Raw genomic sequence first — 19988 nt, 5'->3', positions numbered from 1 at the left:
TTTCCACGAAAGCCGCATTACCACTCGCGGCACAGGTCCACCTGACGCCGCCCTCCGCACCGGTACGTATACCCACTGTGCGGAACACGCCAAGCGTTACCTCCCTGTTTCCTGACCCCGTTGACGGCTGTGGTTCGGCTCACTACAGTCCCCGGAAACCGTCTGTAAAGTTTCCTAACGAAGTCGGGAGCGAGCCCAAGTGCGAGCCGGCAGTCCGCGAATGCTGCGCGAGATCAACGATCGCGCGGCCATCGAGGTCCTCCTCAGGGATGGCCCGCTGACGCGCTCGGAGCTCGAAGTCGCGATCGGCCTGTCGAAACCCGCGACGGCGCAGCTGCTCACCCGCCTCGAGCAGGACGACATCGTCACCAAGGCGGGCGTGCGCGGTGGGGGCCGGGGCCCGAGGGCGCAGCTCTGGCAGGTCAACGGCGGCGTCGCCTACGTCGCGGCCGTGGATCTCACTCCCCGGAAAGCCGACTTCGTCGTCTCCGACGTCACGGGCGCGGTGCTCGCCGAGTATCAGGTCCCGCTGCCGGTCCATAAGGGCGCGGACGTCGTCGGCACCTTCGGCGCGGCGCTCACGAGCGTCGCGAACAGTGCCGGGCTCGCCGCCACCGATCTTCGCCACGTCGTCATCGGCGCGCAGGGCGCGTTCGACCCGCGCACCGGCCTGCTCTCCTCGGCGCCGCACATCCCCGGCTGGCTCGGTTTCGACGTGCCGGGCAGACTCAGCCGCGAACTCGGCGTCGAGGTCACCATCGAGAACGACGTCAACCTCGTCGCGATCGTCGAGATGACCGTCGGCCAGGCCGTCGGGCTCGACGACTTCGTGATGATCTGGCTCAGCGACGGCGTCGGTGGCGCGGTGGTGGTCGGCCGCAGGCTGTTGCGCGGCGCGACCGGCGGTGGCGGCGAGATCGACTGGATGCGGGTGCCCGATCCGGTTTCCGTCGCCACACCGAACGAAAAGCCCCGCGCCGGAGATCGCTTCGGTGACCTCGTCGCGTCCCCGGCCGTCGTCGAGCTCGCCACCGCACACGGGATCGAAGCGGAGACCGGCGCGGACGCCGTCACCAAAGCCCGCGAGAACCTCCACGACGCCTTCCTCGACGACCTCGCCCGCCGCGTCGCGGGTGGCGCGGCCGGTCTCATCGCGGTCGTCGACCCCGAACTCGTGCTTCTTTCCGGCGAAACCAGCCGCGCCGGTGGCGATGAATTCGCCGCATTGGTCGCGAAAAGGCTGCACGAACTGGTCCTGCCCCGCACCCCGGTCGGGGTCGCTTCGGTGCAGGGCAACGCGGTCCGCGCGGGCGCACTCCAGTCGGCGCTCGCCACTGTCCGCAGGGACGTCTTCGGCGTCAACACCCCTGCACTCCTCGGGCCGAGAAGGTCCGGGGCGGGAGAGCCAAATCCGATCGTGGCGATCCCGGATTCACGAACAGAACCACCGTCTCCCGCCCCAACCAACTAGGAGGAGGGTCATGAGTTCCACGACCCAGGTTTCCAGAAGTGGCCGCCGTTGGCGCGGCTCGATAGTGCTCGGCGCGGTCGCCGTCGCCGCGCTGGTGTCCGCCTGTTCGGGCGCCGCAAGCGGCCCGAACGGCGGGTCGGGCGACGCGGCGGCGGCGCCCGCCGCGGACGCGAAGCTCACGCTGACCGTCTACAGCAAGTTCACCGACCGCGAGTACAACGTGGTCACCGCCGGGCTCAACAAGCTCAAGGCGAAGTTCCCGAACATCGAGATCAAGCACGAAGGCCAGCAGGACGACGACAAGATCACCCAGTCCATCCGCGGTGGCAACCCGCCGGACGTGGCGATCTCGTTCTTCACCGACAACCTCGGCGCGTGGTGTTCCACGGGCAGCTTCCAGGATCTGAAGCCCTACATCGAACGCGACAAGATCGACCTGACGCAGATCCCCGACGCGGTCCGCAGTTACACCGAGTTCCAGGGCAAGCGGTGCGCGATGCCGCTGCTCGCCGACGTCTACGGCTTCTACTACAACAAGGACATGTTCGCGGCGAAGGGCATCACGTCGCCGCCGAAGACGACCTCCGAACTGTTCGAGGCCACCAAAAAGCTGACCGAGTTCAACCCGGACGGCTCGATCAAGGTCGCCGGGTTCATGCCGTCGATGCCGTTCTACGCCAACTTCGCGCAGTACTGGGCCCCGAACTTCGGCGCCACCTATCTCGGCCCGGACGGCCAGTCGCATCTCGCCGACAGCCCCGAGTGGAAGGCGATGTTCGACTTCCAGAAGCAGCTCGTCGACTTCTACGGCGGCCACGCCAAGGTCGAGCAGTTCAAGGCCGGTCTCGGCGAGGAGTACTCGGCGGACCACGGTTTCCAGCGCGGCAAGCTCGCGATGATGATCGACGGCGAGTACCGCACCGCGTTCATCAAGGACCAGACGCCGGACCTGAAGTTCGGCACCGCCGCCCCGCCGGTGCTCGACAGCAAGCCGGACCGTTACGGCGGCGCGTTCACCACGGGCACGATCATCGCGATCCCCAAGGGCGCCAAGAACCCCGGTGCGGCTTGGGAACTGATCAAGCAGGTCACGCTGGACACCTCGACGCTGGTCGAACTCTCCAACGGGCTCAAGAACGTGCCGAGCACCAAGGCCGCGCTGACCGACCCGAAGCTCGAGGTCACGCCGGAGTTCAAGACGTTCCTGGATCTGTACAACGGCGGGAAGCTGCTGCCGAACCCGTCGACCCCGATCGGCGACGCGCACCTCAAGGCCGTCAACGACTTCGCGGAGAAGTGGCAGGCGGGCAACATCCCCGACATGGCCGCGGGTCTCAAGCAGGTCGACGCTCAGATCAACGACGAGCTGGCCCAGAAACGCGCCGGCGGCTGATCGCATGACCTCGACCCTGGACTCCAGGGCGGTCGGTTCCCCTTCCGCGTCCACCCGGACGCGGAAGGGGAACGCAGCGCGCCGCCGTCGCACAGTCTTCTATTTCATCGCACCGGCGATGCTCGGGTTCCTGATCTTCTTCGGCTACCCGCTGATCGCCACGGTGTACTACTCGTTCACCCGCTACGACCTGATCAACGCGCCGGAATTCGTCGGCTTCGACAACTACCTCCGGATGTTCACCAGCGAGCCGCTGGTCGGCACCGCCGCGTACAACACGCTGTGGCTGGTGATCGTCCTGACGTTCTGCCGGGTGGTGTTCGCCCTCGGCACGGCGTCGATCATCTCCCGGCTCAAGTCGGGTGTCGGCCTGGTGCGGACGCTCTGCTACCTGCCTTCGCTGGCCCCGCCGGCTGCGGCGACCCTGGCGTTCGTGTTCCTCTTCAACCCGGAATACGGCCCGGTCAACGCGTTCCTGGGCGCGGTCGGCATCGACGGCGGCCTGTGGTTCAACGACCCGGCGATGTCGAAGCCCGCGCTGACCCTGCTGGTGATGTGGGGTTCGGGCGAGCTGATGATCATCATCCTGGCGGCGTTGCTCGACGTGCCGCAGGAACAGTACGAAGCCGCCCAGCTCGACGGTGCCGGTCCGGTCCGCCGGTTCTGGCACGTCACATTGCCGTCGATCTCGCCGGTGCTGCTGTTCGGAGTCGTCAACTCGATGATCTTCGCGCTGCAGTTCTTCACGCAGGCGATCGTCGCGGGTTCGGCGGCCGCGGGCGCGGCGGACGTCGCGGGCAACACGAGATTCATCGGCGCACCACAGAACTCGACGCTGACCTACCCGGTTTGGCTGTACGTCCAGGGTTTCCGGTACTTCAACATGGGTTACGCGGCCGCCATGGCGGTGCTGCTGTTCATCGTCTCGGCCGGGTTCACCTGGATTCTCGTGCGGCAGCTGCGTAAGTCCCAGCACCAGGAGGAGGGGGCATGATCATATTCTCGCGCCGGCCTGTTCATGGCCCCGACCGGGTGCGGGTGTCCCGCGGAAGCGGAGTGGGGACATGACCACACTGGCCGAGCCCCGGCACACCGCGCCGGCGTCCGAACCGCCGAGGGTGCGGGTGCGGCGCCAATGGGACAAGAAGCTGTACTGGATCGCGACCCACAGCGTGGGCATCGCGATGGGCGTGGGCTTCATGGTGCCCATCCTGTTCGTGTTCCTCACCGCGGTGATGTCCAGTGAGCAGGCGCTTTCGTCGAACTTCTGGCCGACGGAATGGCATTTCGAGAACTTCATCGAGGTGTTCGAAAAAGCGCCGCTGTTGCAGTACTTCGGCAACAGCATGCTCTATTCGTCGCTGGCCACCCTCGGGGCGCTCGTTTCGGCGATTCCGGCGGCATACGCGCTTTCGAAGCTGAAGTTCCGCGGGCAGAACCTGTTCTTCATGTTGACCGTGGCCGCGATGATGCTGCCGCCGCAGGTCACCGTCGTGCCGCTGTACGACCTGTGGGTGCGGCTCGGGTTCACCGGCACGCTGATCCCGCTGATCGTGCCGTACTTCTTCTTCGACGCCTTCTCGATCTTCCTGCTGCGGCAGTTCTTCCTCACCATTCCGAAGGACTACCTCGAAGCGGCGAAGATCGACGGCTGCAACGAGTTCCAGACGATGGTCAGGGTACTGATCCCGATGGCGAAGCCGGGGATCGCGGCGACCGCGATGTTCTGCTTCCTGTTCACCTGGAACGACTACTTCGGTCCGTTGCTCTACACCGGTGAGACCCGCGACAGCTGGCCGCTTTCGCTGGCGATCGCGTCCTTCCGCGGGATGCATCACGTGGAATGGAACCTCACCATGGCGGCCACCGCGCTGATCATGCTGCCGGTGATCGTGCTGTTCGTGTTCGCACAGAAGTCCTTCGTCAAGGGCGTCACATTCACAGGGGTCAAGGGATGAAACTGGCAGTCGTCGGTGGTGGGTCCACGTACACGCCCGAGCTGATCGACGGGATCGCCGGACGGCGGTCCACTTTGGACGTCGACGAGATCGTGCTGATCGATCCGGACGCCTACCGGGTGGAGGCGGTCGGCGACTTCAGCAACCGGTTGCTGAGCCACGCCGGGCATCCGGCGCGAGTCCGCACCACCGCGAGTCTCGAAGAGGGCGTCGACGGCGCGTCGGCGGTGCTGATCCAGCTGCGGGTCGGTGGACAGCGCGCGCGGCGCGGGGACGAGACGTTCCCGCACGCCTGCGGTTGTGTCGGGCAGGAGACCACGGGCGCGGGCGGCCTCGCGAAGGCGCTGCGCACCGTGCCGGTGGTGCTCGACATCGCCGACCGGGTGAGGAAAATCGCCGGTGACGACACCTGGATCGTGAACTTCACGAATCCGGTCGGCATCGTCACCCGCGCACTGCTGAACGAGGGCCATCGCGCCGTCGGGCTGTGCAACGTCGCGATCCACCTCCAGCGTACGTTCGCGCATCTGCTCGGTGCCGGGGTCGGCGAGGTCAAACTCGTCCACACCGGACTGAACCATCTGAGCTGGGAACGGAAGGTGCTCGTCAACGGCGAGGACCGGCTGCCGGAACTGCTGGCGGAGCACGCGGAATTCCTCGGCGAACACGTCACCGCGCCGGTCGAGTGGATGCGGCGGATGAACGTCGTGCCGTCGTACTACCTGAAGTACTACTACGGCCACGACGAGCAGGTCATGAAGCAGCGCACCGAGCGGCCGCGCGCGGACGTCGTCAGCGACGTCGAGGAGGAACTGCTCAAGGTGTACCTGGACCCGGAGGTGGTGACCAAACCGGAGCAGCTGGAAAAGCGGGGCGGCGCCTACTATTCCGAGGCCGCGGTGCAGCTGGTGCACGCGCTCACCTCGGGCGGGCCCGCGGAGGAGCACGTCGTCAACGTCCGCAACGAAGGCACTTTCGACTTCCTGCCGGACGACGCCGTCATCGAGGTACCGTCCCTTGTGGACGGTAACGGTCCTCGTCCGATCGCGCAGCCGCCGGTGGAGCAGCGGTTCGCCGGGCTCATCGCCGGGGTCACCGCGTACGAGCATCTCGCGCTGGAAGCGGCGATCAAGGGCGGCCGGGACCGGGTGGCCGACGCGTTGCTCGCGCATCCGCTGGTCGGCCAGTACGCCAAGGCCGATCAGCTCGCCGACACGCTGGTGCGGGTCAACCGGGAGTTCCTGCCGTGGGCGGGGGCATGACGGGCGGCTCACAGGACGTCGTCGTCGCGATCGACGGCGGCAACAGCAAGACCGACGTCCTGATCGTCTCCCGGGACGGACGGGTGCTCGGGCAGTCACGAGGGCCGGGCGCGTCCCCCCAGAACATCGGGGTCGACGGCAGCGTCCGCGCGCTGGAGAAGCTGGTCTTGGAGGCCCTTCGCGGGGCGGGGATTCCCGGCGAACGTCCCTTCGCGACACACACGTCGGCCTACCTCGCGGGGTTGGATTTCCCGCAGGAGGAAGCGGTTCTGCACGCGGCGCTGGCCGCACGCGGTTGGAGCGACACGCTGGTCGTCGGCAACGACACACTCGCGCTGCTGCGCGCGGGCAGTTCCGACGGGACGGGGGTGGCGGTGGTGTGCGGCGCCGGGATCAACGGCGCCGGCGTCAGCGCCGACGGCCGCGAGCACCGGTTTCCCGCGCTGGGCAAGATCTCCGGCGACTGGGGCGGCGGCTACCGGCTGGGCGAGGAAGCGCTGTGGTGGGCCGTCCGCGCCGAGGACGGCCGGGGCCCGGGCACGGCCCTGCAGTCCGCCGTCACCGCGCACTTCGAGACGTCGTCGGTGCTGGAAGTGGTGCGGCGACTGCACTTCGAGGAGTTGCACTCCGACGTGATCCACGGCCTGTGCCCGCTGCTCTTCACCGTCGCGGCGGGTGGCGACGAGGTGGCGCAGGACGTGGTCGATCGGTTCGTCGAGGAGGTCGCCCTGCTGGTCGGGGTCATCCTTCGCCGGCTCGACCTGACCGAGGAAGCGCCCGAAGTCATCCTCGGCGGGGGAGTGCTGACCGGGGTCGGCACGCAGGTGATCGCGGAGATCGAGCGGCGGTGCCTGAAGGTGGCGCCGCAAGCCGCGATCCAGGTCGTCGACGTGGCTCCCGTGGTCGGCGCGGCGTTGTTCGCGCTGGACACCATCGGTGCTTCCGACACCGCCAAGGTCGCTCTGAAGGCCGCCACCAAACGGGTCTGAAAGTCCGTGAAGGCCTCGTTCCCGGCTCGGCCGAAGGAACGAGGCCTTCACGGACTTCGGCTCAGGAAGCGGCGGGGACGAGCGGCTCGTCCGTCTCCAGCAGCGACTTGAGATCCGACAGGATCCACGCCCAGCCGCCACCGGCGTTCTCGCCCGGTCCGGCGTTGATGTCCTCCTGCGAACCATCGACCAGCGCGGCCGTCCACGGCGCGTTGGTGACGTCGTGGGTGACGGTCAGCCGGGTGCCCGCGGTCTTCGTCTCTTCGATCTCGTAGGTGAGCTTGGTGTAGGGCTCGTTGTCGAAGGCCGCGTCCATCCGCAGCTTCCAGGTGATGACCAGTTTGCGTGGCGGGTCGACTTCCAGGACCTCGCCGTCGACCAGGTCGTTCGTGAATCCCGCCTCGACGTAATCCGGCGTGGGGTGGGTGGCGTGCTTGCCTCCCGGCCGCAGGTCGAAGTCGACGAGACCGGTGTAGCCGTACTTCTGCGACCACTCGGGCTTCGTGATGGCGTCCCAGATCTTCTCCGGGGTGGCCTTGATGTAGACGCGGTAGACCTGGGTGGTGGCGGTGGTGGTGTCGGTCATGACGGCTCCTCGGTTTCGAGATCGGGGGCTTCGAGTTCGGCTTTGAGGTCGAGCAACGCGGTCACGTTGCGTTCGGTGAACTTGTCGATCCACCGGTCGTGGATCTGCCGGATCGGCACCGGGTTGAGGAAGTGCTTCTTCTCCCGGCCCTCCTTGCGCGTGACGACAAGTCCGGCTTCTTCCAGCAGTTTCAAGTGCTTCATCACGCCGAACCGGCTCATGTCCACTTCGGACTCGAGTTCGGTCAGCGTGCGGCCGTCACGCGCGAACAACCGGTCGAGCAGGAACCGGCGGGTCGGATCCGCCAGAGCCTTGAAAACCAGATCGTCGTCGGGCACGTCGAAAGAATAGGTGACCAAAAGGTCACGTGTCAACCGGGACTTTCCGTAAGTACACGAAGGCCCCCATCCTTGCGTCTAGCGCAAGGATGGGGGCCTTCATGTACTTCGGCTACACGAGGGCGCCCAGCGGCAGGATCAGCGCGATCGCGACCACGGAGATGACCGTCTCCATGATCGACCAGCTCTTCAGCGTCTGCCCGACCGAAAGTCCGAAGTACTCCTTGACCAGCCAGAACCCGGCGTCGTTGACGTGGGAGAAGAACAGGGAACCGGCGCCGATCGCCAGCACCAGCAGTGCGCTGTGCGACGGGTCCATCGTCGCGGCGAGCGGGGCCACGATGCCGGCGGCGGACACCGTCGCGACCGTCGCGGAGCCGGTGGCGAGCCGGATCGCGACCGCGACCAGCCAGCCGAGCAGCAGCGGCGACAGGTTCGCGCCGGTGGCCAGGCTGGTGATGACGTTGCCGACCCCGGCGTCGACGAGGGTCTGCTTGAACCCGCCGCCCGCGCCGACGATGAGCAGGATGCCGGCGATCGGCGGGAGCGAATCGGCCACCGTGGACGAAAGTTTTTCCCGGGTGAACCCCGCGGACTTGCCGAGGGTGAGCATGCCGAGCAGGACCGCGGCGAGCAGTGCCACCAGTGGGTCGCCGATGAAGTCCAGTACGCGGCGGAGGTGGTTCTCTTTCTCCAGCAGGATGTCCGCGAGTGCTTTGCCCATCATCAGCACGACCGGCAGCAGCACGGTGGACAGCGTCGCGAGGAAGCCCGGCCGCCGTCCGTCCGAAGGGGACGATTCCGGGACGAGCCGCTCCGGCGCGACGGCGTCCGGGACCATCTTCGCGGCCAGCCTGCCGAACAGCGGTCCGGCGATGATCACCGTCGGGATCGCGACGAGCAGGCCGAAGGCCAGGGTGAGGCCGACGTTCGCGTTCAGCGCGCCCGCGGCGGCGAGCGGGCCGGGGTGCGGCGGGACGAGACCGTGCAGCACCGAAAGCCCGGCGAGCGCGGGAATTCCCAGCAGCAGCAATGGTTTCCCGGTGCGCTTGGCGACCAGCAGGATCACCGGGATCAGCATGACCAGGCCGATCTCGAAGAACATCGGCAGGCCGATCAGTGCGGCCACCAGCGCCATCGCCCACGGCAGGGTGCGATCGCCCGCGCGGCGAAGGATGGTGTCGACGATCTGGTCGGCGCCCCCGGAATCGGCGAGCAGTTTGCCGAGCATCGCGCCGAACGCGATCAGCACGCCGACCGAGGCGACGGTGGAGCCGACGCCGGAGCTGAAGCTCTTGATCAGCTTGTCCACCGGCATGCCGCCGACGAGCCCGAGCACGCCGGAGCCGAGGATGAGGGCCAGGAACGGATGCTGCTTCGCCTTGGTGATCAGGACGACGATCACGGCGATGGCGAGCACCGTCGCGCCGATGAGACGGGTGTCGTGGCCGGTCCAGGCGGCGGCGAGGCTGGTGGTCATGAGCGGTCCTCGAAAGCGGAGAGAGCGGTATCGACGATTTCTTCCGGCTTTCGCGCGATGTCGGCGACGAGGCCGTGCTCCTCCGGGCGCAACGGCTCGAGGTCGGCGAGCTGGGAGTCCAAAAGGGACACCGGCATGAAATGGCCGGAGCGGGTCTTCATCCGGGCGGCGAGCAGGTCGCGGTCGCCGTGCAGGTGCAGGAACCAGACGTCGCCGCCGCCGCGCAGGATGTCGCGGTAGCGGTACTTGAGCGCGGAAGACGTCACGACGCCGCCGGAGGACTGATGGTCCCGGATCCAGGCGGCGATGGCTTCGAGCCAGGGTTGCCGGTCTTCGTCGTTCAGCGGGTGGCCGGAACTCATCTTGTCGATGTTCGCCTTCGGATGGAACGTGTCCGCTTCGGCGTAGTCGACGTCGAGGCGTTCGGCGAGTGCCGTGCCCACGGTCGTCTTGCCCGAGCCGGAAACGCCCATCACCACGATGACGGTCATCCGTACCTCCCACGTCGTTGTAGCCGGGACGAGTACAGCTCAAAAGTACTACTTAAGCAAGATGAAGTACTACTTAATCGAGTCAGAACGTTAGGGTCGCCCGGTGGGCAACGACAGGCATGCCGAAGTGCTCGACGCGCTCGGCTCCGCGATCGCGAACGGACGGCTTCCGCCGGGCTCCGTGCTGCGTTCGGAGGAGCTCCAAGAACGGTTCGGCGCGTCCCGCACCGTGGCGCGCGAGGTGGTGCGCGTCCTCGAAACGATGTGCCTGACCAGCAGCAAGCGCCGGGTCGGGGTGATCGTGCGCGAGCCGCGTGACTGGAACCATTACGACCCGAGACTGCTCCGCTGGCAACTCGACGGAGCCGAGCGGAAGACCGCGCTGCGAACCCTGACCGAACTGCGCTCCGGCGTCGAACCGTGCGCCGCCCGGTACGCCGCGCTGCGGGCGACGCCGGAAGAGGGCGGCCGTCTCCGGGCCTTGGCGAAGAGGCTGGAAGAAACGGCGCACCAGCGAGACCTCGAGACTTTCCTGGGGCACGACGTCGCTTTCCACGATCTGCTGCTGTCCTCGTCGCGGAACCCGATGTTCGCGCAGCTTTCGGCCGTCGTCGCCGAAGTGCTCGCCGGGCGCACCGGGCACGGGCTGATGCCGGAGGAGCCGCAGCCCGGGGCCGTCGCGCTGCACGTCGAGGTCGCGGCGGCCATCGACACCGGTGACCCTGACCGGGCCGAACGCGCGATGCGGGACATCGTCATCCAGGCGCGTGACGAGATGGCCGTCCTTCTGGACGGATGATCTTCGAGTAATCTCTGCAGGTCTTCGAGGGATACTGCATGCGGGGGGGCGACGGTGAGCGCGGCGCGCGCGATCGGCTTGGTGTTGGGGGTGGTCGCCGACGGGGCGATCGGGGATCCCCGGTCACGGCGTCCGGTGACGGCGTTCGCCAGGGCGGCTTCGGCGGTGGACGCGAAGGTCCGGTCGAAGCCTCCGGTGGCCGGAGTGCTGTGGACCGGTGGCCTCGCGGGTTCCGCCGTGCTGGCCGGCGTGCTCGCCGAACGCGCCGGGCGGCGCAGCCCCGTCCTCCAGGCGACCACGACCGCGGTGACCACCTGGGCCGTCCTCGGCGCCGCGGGCCTGGCCGCGCACGGCACGTCGCTGGCGCGGGACCTCGAAGAAGGCGAACTCGAAACCGCGCGCGGCACACTGTCCACACTGGACCCCCGCGTCGCCGACGACCTCGGCGTCATCGGCCTCTCGCGCGCCTCGGTGGAGACACTCGCCGAGAACACCGCGGACGTCGTCATCGCGCCGCTGGTGTGGGGAGCGCTGGCCGGCGTCCCCGGCCTGCTCGGCTCGCGCGCGATCAGCCTGCTGCGCGGCCTCGGCAGGGGACGCCCCGAGCGCTACCGCTGGTTCGTCGCCCGGCTGGACGAAATCGTCCATCTCGTACCGACTCGGATCGCGGCCGGGCTGACCGTCCTCGCGGCCCCGGTCGTCGGCGGCTCGGCGGGCGGCGCGTGGCGGGCGTGGCGACGGGACACGACCGCGCACCCGAGCCCGAACGCCGGCCGCGTCGAGGCCGCGTTCGCCGGGGCGCTCGAGATCCGGGTCGGCGGGCGGACCGTGTACCCGCACGGGGTCGAGGAACTGCCGGTGCTCGGCATCGGCCGCAACCCGGACGCCGGACACGTGACGCGGGCCGTGGAACTCTCGCGGGTGGTCGGCTGGCTGGGGGCTCTCAGTTCAGTGGTGCTGGCGGGTCTCGTCGGACTTCGGCGACGGCGATAGCAAGGGACCTTTGCTCTCGCCGGGGCCTCTGACCTGCGGAAAGAGAGCGGGGGACCTTTGCTGTCGCCTGGGGGTGGGTGGAAATAGAGACGTTGAGTGTCCCTATTTCCACCCACCTCGCACTCGGTGTCAGGGCCGCCGGGGGACCGTGTGGATTTGGTGCGTTGGATGACCGGAAATCCACACGGTCACCGCGAGGGGGAGCAAGGGACCTTTGCTCTCGCCGGGCCCTCTGACCTGCGGAAAGTGACCCTTACACGCCAACGTCGTGGCTGGTGATGCCACTGAAGTGCGACGAAGCGATCCGAGGCGCGTGAGGGGAACATTGAGGGACCCTGGGTCCCTCAAGGAGGCCTTCACGGACACCGAGGTTCCGAAGCGCCACTCACGAGCGTGAGCTCATCCCTCCCGCCGCGCCAGCTGCGCCCGCGCCCGCGCGTCCATCGGACCGTCGCGCCGCGCCAGCTCCGCGTCGATCCGTGACCGGTCGGCCGGCTGCTTGTTGCCGCCGAACTTGAACTTCGCCCGCACGCCGGTCACGGTCAGCTCGACCCCGCGGATGCCGGGGAGCAGCCGCTTGTCCGGCGCCTCGGTGGCGCTCACCGCGACCCGGTCCCCGGATGGCTCGAAGTGCCCGAGCTGCCGGTCCAGGAGCGCGGCCTTCTCCGCGGCGTCGTCGATCAGCCGGACGTCGCATTCGAGCTGGACGGACGCGTAATACGACGTCGGCACACCGTGCGGTGGGTCGGCGGGGGTGTTCCAGTCGGAGCGGATGTAGGTGTGGTCGTCGATCACCGACAGCAGCGCACGCGGGTGTTCCTCCAGCAGCGGCCAGACCGGATTGGGGCGCGCGAGGTGCAGCAGGACCGTCCGGTCGCCGTCGTAGACGAAGTGCACCGGGTTGACGATCGGCAGGTCACGGCCCGTGCCTCCGGCGATCAGCTGGCCGAAGTCATGTTCGGAGAGCCAGGCCTGCCATTCGGCGTCGTCGTGGGCGGAGTCCCACGGGTGGATCAGCATGATCGAGTATGAACACGCGGAATGGACCTATAGAAGGGCCATTTTCGCGTCAGATCAGGTGGCCACTTCGGAACGTTCGTCCTCGGCCAGCATTTCCGCGACACTCTTGCGCCGCTGCGGCCGTTCCGTGGTCAGCGCGCCGCCAGGCTTGAGCTCCCGGACGGTGAAATACAGCCAGCCCATCAACGCCATCGCCCCGAAAGCGATCCACTGGAGCGCGTAGGAGAAGAACGGTCCGGCGTCGGTCTGCGGGAGCGGTAGCGCGCCCAGCACGCCGGGCTGGTTCACGTCGAGCTGGAAGTAGCCCGGCCGGATGTCCAGCTTCGCGGCCCGCGCGACGACCTGGGAATCGACGACGTAGCTCTGCAGCTTCCCGCCTGTCGACTCGTCGGCGAACGCATCGCGGTTCTTGCCGTCCTTCTCGTCGTGCCGTGCCCGCGTGACGATGTCGACCGTGCCGGCGGGAGGCGCGGCGAAGGGGAGGGCGCGCGATTTGTCGTCGAGCCGGACGTACCCGCGGTCCACGAGCACGATCGTGCCCTCGACGGTACGGAAGGGCGTCAGGACCTCGTAGGCCGCTTCGCCCTGTACGGAGCGCAGACGGGCGATGACCTCGCCCTCGGGCAGGTACGTGCCCTTCATCGCGACCAGATGCCATTCGGTGCGCTGATCAGGGGCGGCGCCGTGGGGAAGCAGCTGGTCCAGCGACCGCGGCTGCCCGGAGAACGACTCGCGCAGCGCCGCGTTCTGGTGTTCGCGTTCGTTGTCGCGGGAGAACTGCCATGGCGCGAGCAGGGTGAAGCAGGTGATGGCGAAGGTGAACACCACCAACGTCAACGCCAGCCACCCGGGCTTCAGCAGGAACTTCAACCGCACCCCACCACGGTAAGCGGTCCGTCTCAGGCGTGTGCGCGCACCCAGTCGAGCAGGCCGGGAACGGAGCGCTCGATCATGCCGAGGACGTCCTCGAAACCGTCGTCCTCGCCGTAGTACGGGTCCGGGACCTCGGCGCCTTCGGGCGCGGACGGATCGAATTCGCGCAGCAGGCGGACCTTCTCCGGGTCCGCGACCTTGCGCCGAAGGAACGAGAGGTGACTCTCGTCCGCAGCGAGCAGCAGATCGGCGGCCAGATGCCCGCGGTCGACCTCGGCCGCGACGTGACCGGTCGGGTAACCGTGTTCGGCCAGCTTCGCGCGCGCACGCTTGTCCGCGGCCTCGCCCACGTGCCAGCCACCGGTGCCCGCGCTGGACGCCTGCACGAGGTGGTCGAGACCGGCTTCTTCGGCTTTCGCGCGGAAGACGAGTTCGGCCATCGGGGAGCGGCAGATGTTGCCGGAACAGACGAAGACGATGTGCAGCACCCGATCAGTGTGCGGCAGCCGGAGATCGACCGCTCACCGGCTCCGAACGGCTACCGGGCGCGCGGAGCTGGAAAGCCGGGACGAAGCGGGAGTAGACCTCCTTGAGAGAAACACGCAGGAAGGTCGCGTATGAGCGCACCAACACCCATCGTCGAGTCCGCGGCAACCGGGCTCCGCTGGTATCGCATCACCGTTACGGATCCGCACCCCTACGAGGTCGGGCGGATCGTGTCGGAGCATCACTTCGTTCAGGCGAGATCGCCGAAAGAGGCGATGACCAGGATGCCGTTGCACCTCCGGTCGAGCGCGTCCGTCGCGCCGTACCGGGTCAGCCACACCGAAGTCCCCGATCATCCGACGAAGGCCTACCGGGTGATGTTGTGGACGGGCCGTGTGATGCGCGCGGCCGGGCGCTGGGCGATCAACAAGGACGCGAAGGCGCTGGACTGACCCGGGGGCGAGAGCAAAGGTCCCTTGCTCCCGCCGCCGCGGTCAAGGGTGCGCGCAGGCCGACCGCACGGACTCCCCGAGCGCGACCGAGTGCGGCCGGTCCAGGCCGCGCCGTGCGTCGACCAGCCGCACCGTGACCGCGAGCCGCACATCGCACGACCGCCGCGCCCGCGCGTCCCGGGTCGAGCCGAGTTCGGCGAGCAGGCCCGCGTTCAGCCGGTCGATCACCGGCCGCACCTCGGTCGCCAGGTCCGGTCGCCCGGGCGGACGCGTGCCGGGGTGCTCGGTCCACCGCGCGTACAGGCCGCGCTGCACGGCCTTGTTCGCCTCGATCTGATCGCGGAAGAACAGCACCACGCCGTTTGCGTCGAGACCGAGGCCAGGCGCCTTCGCCGCCACCGAGTCGAGGATCTGCTGTTCGCGCACCGGATCGTCGATGGGCGACGGCGTGCCGAACTTCGCGGCCGCGACCTTGTCGGCGATCTGCACGCGCTGAGCGGCCAGGTCGGTCAGCGTCCAGAAACCGGACGACGCCGAAGCAGGCGCGGGCACCGCCGGCAGTCCGGCCACGAGCAGCGCGCAGAGCACCCGAAGTCGCATGCCCGGAAACGCTACATGCGAAAATCGCCGGGTGCCCGCGCTAGCTGAAGTCATCGCCGCCCTCGAGCAGGCGTACCCGCCCGAACTCGCCGAATCGTGGGACGCCGTCGGTCTCGTCTGCGGCGACCCGGCCGAGAACGTGGACAAGGTGCTGTTCTGCGTCGACCCGGTCGACGAGACGGTCGAGGAAGCCATCGAAGGCGGCGCGCGGCTGATCGTCGCGCACCACCCGCTGCTGCTGCGCGGCGTCCACGGTGTCCCGGCCGACAGCACCAAAGGGCGCCTCGTACACCGCCTCATCCGCGCGGGCGTCGCGCTCTACTGCGCGCACACCAACGCCGATTCCGCGTCACCCGGCGTCTCCGACGCGCTCGCCGACGCCATCGGCCTGACCGTCCTCGGCCCGCTCGACCCCCGCGAGGACGGCGTCACCGGCATCGGCCGCATCGGCGAACTGCCCGCGCCCGAACCGTTTTCCGTCTTCGTCGAACGCGTCGCGAATGCCTTGCCGCGTACGGAACCCGGCGTCTACGGCGCGGGCGACCCGGCCCGGCCGATCCGTCGAGTCGCCGTTTCCGGAGGCTCCGGCGACAGCTATCTCAAGCGGGCCACCGCGGCCGGTGTCGACGCGTACGTCACCGCCGATCTCCGGCATCATCCCGCCGGCGAGCACCTCGCCGAGATCGCCGAAGTCCCCGCCCTGGTCGGCGTCACGCACTGGGCGAGCGAATGGCCGTGGTGCGAGCAAGCCTCGGCCGTCGTCCGCGCCGCGTTTGCGGGTAACGTCGACCTTCACGTCTCCACGCGGTGCACCGACCCGTGGACGCTACGGGCCACCCGAACCGCGCATTGAGAATCCAAGGAGCACCGTGAAGGCCGACCCCGCCGTCCAGCGCAAGCTGCTCGAACTCGCGAAGGTGGACGCCGAACTTTCGCGTACCGCCCACCGTCGCCGCACCCTGCCGGAGATCGCCGAGATCGACGCGGGCGAGAAGACGGTGCGCGAACGACGTGACGCGCTGGTCTCGGTCCAGACCGCGGCGTCCGACCTCGACCGCGAGATCGCCCGGCAGGAGAAGGAGATCGAGTCGGTGCGCGCTCGCGGAGACCGCGACCGCAAGCTCCTCGAATCCGGTTCCGTCGCGGCGAAGCAGATGACCGACATCGAGCACGAGCTGAACAGTCTCAACCGGCGCCAGTCCGCGCTGGAGGACGACCTGCTCGAACTGATGGAGCGCCGCGAAGCGCTTGAGCTCGACGCCCAGCGCACCAGCGCGGAGGTCGCGAAGGCCGAGAACGAGGTCGCCGAAGCCATTCGCCGGCGCGACGAGCACTTCACCGACCTCGACACCACGAAGGCGCGCCGCGACGAGGACCGCGCCAAGCTCCTGCCGCGTCTCCCGGAAGACCTGATGAAGCTCTACGAGCGGGTCCGGGCGCAGAAGGGCATCGGCGCGGCACTGCTGCGGTCCCGCCGCTGCGGTGCCTGCCAGCTCGACATCGACCGCCGCGAGATCGCCGAAATCAAGGCCGCCCCCGAAGACAACGTCATCCAGTGCGAGAACTGCGGCGCCATCCTGGTGCGCACGCTGGAGTCCGGCCTGTGACCGACCACGTCCTCGTCGAGGCCGACGGCGGTTCGCGGGGCAACCCCGGCCCCGCCGGGTACGGCGCGGTCGTCAAGGACGTGGCCACCGGTGAGGTGCTCGCCGAGCGCAAGGCCTACGTCGGCATCGCGACCAACAACGTCGCCGAGTACTCCGGCCTGATCGCCGGGCTCGCCGCGGCCGCCGAGCTCGGAGCGTCCACAGTGGACGTCCGGATGGACTCGAAACTCGTGGTGGAGCAGATGGCCGGGCGCTGGAAGGTCAAGCACCCGTCGATGCAACCGCTGAACGCCGAGGCCAAGGAGTTGGCCGCCCGCTTCTCCCGCGTGCGCTACGAGTGGATTCCGCGTGCGGAGAACTCCCACGCGGACGGGCTCGCGAACGAGGCGATGGATGCCGGGGCCGCGAGGAAGCCAGAACCGCCGAAGACCGTGAAGCAGGACAGGGTCAGCCCGGTCGGCTGGACCGGCGCGACCGGGACGCCGACCAAGCTGCTCCTCGTGCGGCACGGTCAGACGGCGATGTCGGTCGAGAAGCGGTATTCCGGCCGCGGCGACGTCCCTCTCACCGAGCACGGCAAGCAGCAGGCGGCCGCGGCCGCGAAACGCCTCGGCGCGATGGAGGGCCTGGTCGTCGACGGCGAGGCCGCGCCGATCATCGCCTCGCCGCTGATCCGCACCCAGCAGACCGCGCAGGCGATCGCGGACGCGCTCGGCGGCCGGGTCGAGACCCACCCGGGGCTGATCGAGACCGATTTCGGCGACTGGGAAGGCCTCACCTTCACAGAGGCGATGGAACGCGACCCCGAATTCCAGACCAGCTGGCTTTCCGACACCTCGATCGCGGCGCCGGGCGGCGAAAGCTTCGACGGCGTCCACCGGCGGGTCCGCAAGGCCCGCGACGAACTGATCGCGAAGTACGGCGGGCGGACGCTCGTGCTGGTCAGCCATGTCACGCCGATCAAGGCGCTGCTGCGGATGGGCCTGGACGCCGGGCCGTCGCTGCTGTTCCGCCTGCATCTGGACCTGGCGTCGCTCTCGATCGTCGAGTTCTACCCGGACGGCAACGCGTCGGTGCGGTTGGTGAACGACATCTCGCACCTGTCCTGATCGGGAAGATGTGGCGCGGATCACGCCTGGATATGACGTGTCGCAAGCGGCCGATGGGGTATTGGCTACAGTCTCGGCGACGGCACGTGAGCGAAAAGGCGAAGACGGGGACATGACGGCGAGCGCACTCAGCGAAGCTTCCGAACAAGACGTGCCCGACCCGGCCGAGTCGTCGGCCCGTCGTGGCCTGGCCGCCCGTGTCGCGCCGTACCTGGCGGTGCTCGCCGGTGTCGCGGCCCTGGCCTGGCACGCCACCCTCTACGGCCACTGGATCGTCGACGACGCGGCCATCACCTTCTCCTACGCGCGCAGCTTCGCCGACGGGCTCGGCCCGGTGTTGCAGCCGGGGCAGCCGTCGGTCGAAGGCTGGTCGAACTCGACCTGGCTGGTGGTGCTGGCGCTCGGCAAGCTCATCGGCGTCTTCGACAGCGGCATGCTGTTCGGTCTCCCGGACTACGTCCTGTTCCCGAAGCTGCTCGGGCTCCTGTTCACCGCCGGGACGCTGGCCGCGTGTCACATCGCGGCGAAGCAGATCTTCGCGCGCTTCGCTTGGCTGGCGACGCTGGTCGTCGGGCTGACGCTGGCCGCCATCCCGTCGTTCGTCATCTGGACGATCTCCGGTCTGGAGAACTCCCTCTTCGGGATGGCCGTCGCCTGGCTCGCCGTGCTGCTGTTCTTGGCCGTGCGCAAGGACACCGTGCTCACCGCGAAGGTCGCCATCTGGTCCGGGGTGCTGGTCGCGTTCGCCGCGTTGACCCGTCCCGAAGGCCTGATCTACGGCGGCGCGTACCCGCTCGTCGTCCTGTTCCAGCTGCGGAAGCCGCTGCTGGGGCAGAGCGTCAAACTGGTCGTGGTGTCGGTGGTCGCGTTCGCGATCCCGTTCGGGGCGTACCTGGCCTGGCGGATCGCGGAGTTCGGCAGGCTGCTGGCGAACCCGTCCATCGCGAAGGGTCAGGGCCTGCCCGGGCTTTCGGCGCTGAAGCAGCCCTTCGAACTGGTCGGCTACGCGGGTGTCGCCGGGACGATCCTGCTCGCGCTGACCGTCGGGTACGCGCTGTTCCGCGCGGAGTGGCGGCGCGCCCTGATCGCCTTGCTGGTGCCGCTGGCGCTGGGCATCATCGCGTACGGCGTGATGGTCCCGGACTGGATGGGCCAGCACCGGTTCGCGACCCCGATCTGGATCCTCGCCGTGCTGGCGGGAACGCTGGCCGCCGGCGAACTGCTGCGCCGGTCGCGTGCCGTGCTCCGGACCGTCGTGGTGCTCGTGCTGGTCGCCGCCGCGATCCCGTCCGGAATGGGCTTCGCGTCGGCGTCGAAGAAGTTCCAAGAGGTCCCGACGGTGCCCGCTTGCCTCATCGCCGACCGCTTCGGCCGCGGGTTCAACACCATGGCCGACATCCTCGGCCTCCAGCAGGCGTCGCTGCTGCTGCCCGACCTCGGTGGCTCGTCGATGACCAGCCGCCTGCACCTGGTCGACATGGCCGGGCTGGTCGAGGCGGACGTCGCGGACTTCCTCAAGAACGGTGACCTGCCGGGGCTGCGCGACTACGTGTTCGAGAAGGTCAAGCCGACCTTCATCCACTCGTGGGGGCCGTGGGCCGCGGGCAACGGCATCACCGTCGACCCGCGAATCGACCGCGACTACGAGCCGATCTTCGTGTACCCGGGCGGCGGGCCACGCAACGGGGACTTCGTGCGCAAGGACGCCGTCTCCAGCCCCGAGAAGCTGAAGGCCGTCCGGGAGTACGCCGCGAAGACCATGCCGGACGTCGAGAAGGCGCGCTTCGGCGGTCCGCTCAAGGACTGCGGCCCGACCATGCACCCCGGCCAGACCGTCTACCTCCCCTGACCCTCCACGCGATTAGTCCTCTGAATGCGGTAGTTGCCCGCGCAACTACCGCATCCAGAGGACTGAATTGAGGGGTGAGGCGAACGTGGCGTGACCCGAGCCCCGGAGAGTTCCGTTTGGTGCCGATGTGTCCGGGTCCGCTCGGGGGTGGGGGGGGGGGGGGGGGGGGGGGGGGGGGGAAAAACCACACACAACCACGAAAACCCAAAAAACCAAAAAAACCCCTTCGCTT

Annotated in this window: 21 protein-coding genes; 13 read left to right on the top strand and 8 right to left on the bottom strand. The window is 68.5% G+C overall.

Translation table 11 applies throughout. From position 1 onward, the window contains the following. Window positions 1-220 precede the first annotated feature (220 nt). The 6 genes from ACZ6DT_RS24465 (at window position 221) to ACZ6DT_RS24440 (ending at window position 7073) form a co-directional block, all read left to right on the top strand. Window positions 221-1471 carry an ROK family protein gene (locus tag ACZ6DT_RS24465; RefSeq protein ID WP_465599641.1) on the top strand — a complete coding sequence of 417 codons (1251 nt, stop codon included), beginning with the start codon at window positions 221-223 and terminating at the stop codon, window positions 1469-1471. Between the two features lie 64 nt (window positions 1472-1535). Continuing rightward, window positions 1536-2864: an extracellular solute-binding protein gene (locus tag ACZ6DT_RS24460; protein WP_465599639.1), complete on the top strand. Its 1329-nt coding sequence runs from the start codon at window positions 1536-1538 to the stop codon at window positions 2862-2864. A 4-nt stretch (window positions 2865-2868) separates the two neighbouring features. Further along, a complete protein-coding gene (locus tag ACZ6DT_RS24455) occupies window positions 2869-3858 on the top strand; it encodes a carbohydrate ABC transporter permease (RefSeq protein WP_465599224.1) in 990 nt (329 codons plus the stop codon). Window positions 3859-3928: 70 nt separating this feature from the next. Further along, complete coding sequence (locus tag ACZ6DT_RS24450) at window positions 3929-4822, top strand: carbohydrate ABC transporter permease (RefSeq protein ID WP_465599222.1); 894 nt, start codon at window positions 3929-3931, stop codon at window positions 4820-4822. Next, window positions 4819-6084 (top strand): 6-phospho-beta-glucosidase, encoded by a 1266-nt coding sequence (locus tag ACZ6DT_RS24445; protein ID WP_465599220.1) that lies wholly within the window; start codon window positions 4819-4821, stop codon window positions 6082-6084. Before ACZ6DT_RS24450 ends, ACZ6DT_RS24445 begins: the two co-directional genes overlap by 4 nt. Next, complete coding sequence (locus tag ACZ6DT_RS24440) at window positions 6069-7073, top strand: N-acetylglucosamine kinase (protein ID WP_465599218.1); 1005 nt, start codon at window positions 6069-6071, stop codon at window positions 7071-7073. Before ACZ6DT_RS24445 ends, ACZ6DT_RS24440 begins: the two co-directional genes overlap by 16 nt. Window positions 7074-7134: 61 nt before the next feature. Here ACZ6DT_RS24440 and ACZ6DT_RS24435 read toward each other — a convergent pair whose 3' ends face one another. From ACZ6DT_RS24435 to ACZ6DT_RS24420, 4 genes are all read right to left on the bottom strand, one after another. Then, on the bottom strand, window positions 7135-7659 hold the full coding sequence (locus ACZ6DT_RS24435) for an SRPBCC domain-containing protein (RefSeq protein ID WP_465599216.1): 525 nt from the start codon (window positions 7657-7659) through the stop codon (window positions 7135-7137). Next, window positions 7656-7997 carry an ArsR/SmtB family transcription factor gene (locus ACZ6DT_RS24430; RefSeq protein WP_465599214.1) on the bottom strand — a complete coding sequence of 114 codons (342 nt, stop codon included), beginning with the start codon at window positions 7995-7997 and terminating at the stop codon, window positions 7656-7658. Before ACZ6DT_RS24430 ends, ACZ6DT_RS24435 begins: the two co-directional genes overlap by 4 nt. 112 nt (window positions 7998-8109) lie before the next feature. Next, the gene (locus ACZ6DT_RS24425; RefSeq protein ID WP_465599212.1) at window positions 8110-9477 is read right to left on the bottom strand and encodes a GntT/GntP/DsdX family permease; all 1368 of its coding nucleotides are present in this window, start codon (window positions 9475-9477) and stop codon (window positions 8110-8112) included. Then, the gene (locus ACZ6DT_RS24420; RefSeq protein WP_465599210.1) at window positions 9474-9968 is read right to left on the bottom strand and encodes a gluconokinase; all 495 of its coding nucleotides are present in this window, start codon (window positions 9966-9968) and stop codon (window positions 9474-9476) included. The genes ACZ6DT_RS24425 and ACZ6DT_RS24420 overlap by 4 nt, the downstream gene beginning before the upstream one ends. Before the next feature lie 103 nt (window positions 9969-10071). On the opposite strand from ACZ6DT_RS24420, the gene ACZ6DT_RS24415 reads away from it, so the two are divergent. Both ACZ6DT_RS24415 and ACZ6DT_RS24410 read left to right on the top strand, forming a co-directional pair. Continuing rightward, entirely contained in the window at window positions 10072-10767 is a 696-nt protein-coding gene (locus tag ACZ6DT_RS24415) for a FadR/GntR family transcriptional regulator (RefSeq protein ID WP_465599208.1), read from the top strand. A gap of 54 nt (window positions 10768-10821) precedes the next feature. Continuing rightward, the gene (locus tag ACZ6DT_RS24410; RefSeq protein WP_465599206.1) at window positions 10822-11760 is read left to right on the top strand and encodes a cobalamin biosynthesis protein CobD/CbiB; all 939 of its coding nucleotides are present in this window, start codon (window positions 10822-10824) and stop codon (window positions 11758-11760) included. Window positions 11761-12159: 399 nt separating this feature from the next. Here ACZ6DT_RS24410 and ACZ6DT_RS24405 read toward each other — a convergent pair whose 3' ends face one another. From ACZ6DT_RS24405 to ACZ6DT_RS24395, 3 genes are read right to left on the bottom strand one after another with little or no spacing between them, the layout of a single operon-like run. After that, window positions 12160-12780, bottom strand: coding sequence for an FMN-binding negative transcriptional regulator (locus tag ACZ6DT_RS24405; protein WP_465599204.1), 621 nt, complete (start codon window positions 12778-12780; stop codon window positions 12160-12162). Between the two features lie 54 nt (window positions 12781-12834). Then, the gene (locus tag ACZ6DT_RS24400) at window positions 12835-13656 is read right to left on the bottom strand and encodes an SURF1 family cytochrome oxidase biogenesis protein (RefSeq protein ID WP_465599202.1); all 822 of its coding nucleotides are present in this window, start codon (window positions 13654-13656) and stop codon (window positions 12835-12837) included. Between the two features lie 23 nt (window positions 13657-13679). Further along, the gene (locus ACZ6DT_RS24395; RefSeq protein ID WP_465599200.1) at window positions 13680-14141 is read right to left on the bottom strand and encodes a low molecular weight protein-tyrosine-phosphatase; all 462 of its coding nucleotides are present in this window, start codon (window positions 14139-14141) and stop codon (window positions 13680-13682) included. Between the two features lie 129 nt (window positions 14142-14270). Here ACZ6DT_RS24395 and ACZ6DT_RS24390 point away from each other — a divergent pair, with 129 nt between their 5' ends. Then, a complete protein-coding gene (locus tag ACZ6DT_RS24390; protein ID WP_465599198.1) occupies window positions 14271-14591 on the top strand; it encodes a hypothetical protein in 321 nt (106 codons plus the stop codon). 42 nt (window positions 14592-14633) lie between these two features. Here ACZ6DT_RS24390 and ACZ6DT_RS24385 read toward each other — a convergent pair whose 3' ends face one another. Then, on the bottom strand, window positions 14634-15191 hold the full coding sequence (locus ACZ6DT_RS24385) for a chorismate mutase (protein WP_465599196.1): 558 nt from the start codon (window positions 15189-15191) through the stop codon (window positions 14634-14636). 31 nt (window positions 15192-15222) lie between these two features. On the opposite strand from ACZ6DT_RS24385, the gene ACZ6DT_RS24380 reads away from it, so the two are divergent. The 4 genes from ACZ6DT_RS24380 (at window position 15223) to ACZ6DT_RS24365 (ending at window position 19756) form a co-directional block, all read left to right on the top strand. Beyond that, on the top strand, window positions 15223-16044 hold the full coding sequence (locus ACZ6DT_RS24380) for a Nif3-like dinuclear metal center hexameric protein (RefSeq protein ID WP_465599194.1): 822 nt from the start codon (window positions 15223-15225) through the stop codon (window positions 16042-16044). A 16-nt stretch (window positions 16045-16060) separates the two neighbouring features. Beyond that, window positions 16061-16798 carry a zinc ribbon domain-containing protein gene (locus ACZ6DT_RS24375; protein WP_465599192.1) on the top strand — a complete coding sequence of 246 codons (738 nt, stop codon included), beginning with the start codon at window positions 16061-16063 and terminating at the stop codon, window positions 16796-16798. Beyond that, complete coding sequence (locus ACZ6DT_RS24370; protein ID WP_465599189.1) at window positions 16795-17907, top strand: bifunctional RNase H/acid phosphatase; 1113 nt, start codon at window positions 16795-16797, stop codon at window positions 17905-17907. Before ACZ6DT_RS24375 ends, ACZ6DT_RS24370 begins: the two co-directional genes overlap by 4 nt. A 112-nt stretch (window positions 17908-18019) precedes the next feature. Next, window positions 18020-19756 carry a hypothetical protein gene (locus ACZ6DT_RS24365; RefSeq protein WP_465599188.1) on the top strand — a complete coding sequence of 579 codons (1737 nt, stop codon included), beginning with the start codon at window positions 18020-18022 and terminating at the stop codon, window positions 19754-19756. Window positions 19757-19988 lie beyond the last annotated feature (232 nt).

Source organism: Amycolatopsis sp. NPDC041971 (assembly GCF_055588925.1).
The sequence above is the reverse complement of the archived record's forward strand: the minus strand, read 5'-3'. Positions and strand labels throughout refer to the sequence as shown.

Coding starts and splice junctions, on each gene's coding strand:
- ACZ6DT_RS24450 (WP_465599222.1), top strand. CDS start 3,929: ATGACCACACTGGCCGAGCCCCGGCACACCGCGCCGGCGTCCGAACCG.
- ACZ6DT_RS24365 (WP_465599188.1), top strand. CDS start 18,020: ATGACGGCGAGCGCACTCAGCGAAGCTTCCGAACAAGACGTGCCCGAC.
- ACZ6DT_RS24385 (WP_465599196.1), bottom strand. CDS start 15,191: ATGCGACTTCGGGTGCTCTGCGCGCTGCTCGTGGCCGGACTGCCGGCG.
- ACZ6DT_RS24445 (WP_465599220.1), top strand. CDS start 4,819: ATGAAACTGGCAGTCGTCGGTGGTGGGTCCACGTACACGCCCGAGCTG.
- ACZ6DT_RS24465 (WP_465599641.1), top strand. CDS start 221: ATGCTGCGCGAGATCAACGATCGCGCGGCCATCGAGGTCCTCCTCAGG.
- ACZ6DT_RS24455 (WP_465599224.1), top strand. CDS start 2,869: ATGACCTCGACCCTGGACTCCAGGGCGGTCGGTTCCCCTTCCGCGTCC.
- ACZ6DT_RS24390 (WP_465599198.1), top strand. CDS start 14,271: ATGAGCGCACCAACACCCATCGTCGAGTCCGCGGCAACCGGGCTCCGC.
- ACZ6DT_RS24405 (WP_465599204.1), bottom strand. CDS start 12,780: ATGCTGATCCACCCGTGGGACTCCGCCCACGACGACGCCGAATGGCAG.
- ACZ6DT_RS24425 (WP_465599212.1), bottom strand. CDS start 9,477: ATGACCACCAGCCTCGCCGCCGCCTGGACCGGCCACGACACCCGTCTC.
- ACZ6DT_RS24435 (WP_465599216.1), bottom strand. CDS start 7,659: ATGACCGACACCACCACCGCCACCACCCAGGTCTACCGCGTCTACATC.
- ACZ6DT_RS24420 (WP_465599210.1), bottom strand. CDS start 9,968: ATGACCGTCATCGTGGTGATGGGCGTTTCCGGCTCGGGCAAGACGACC.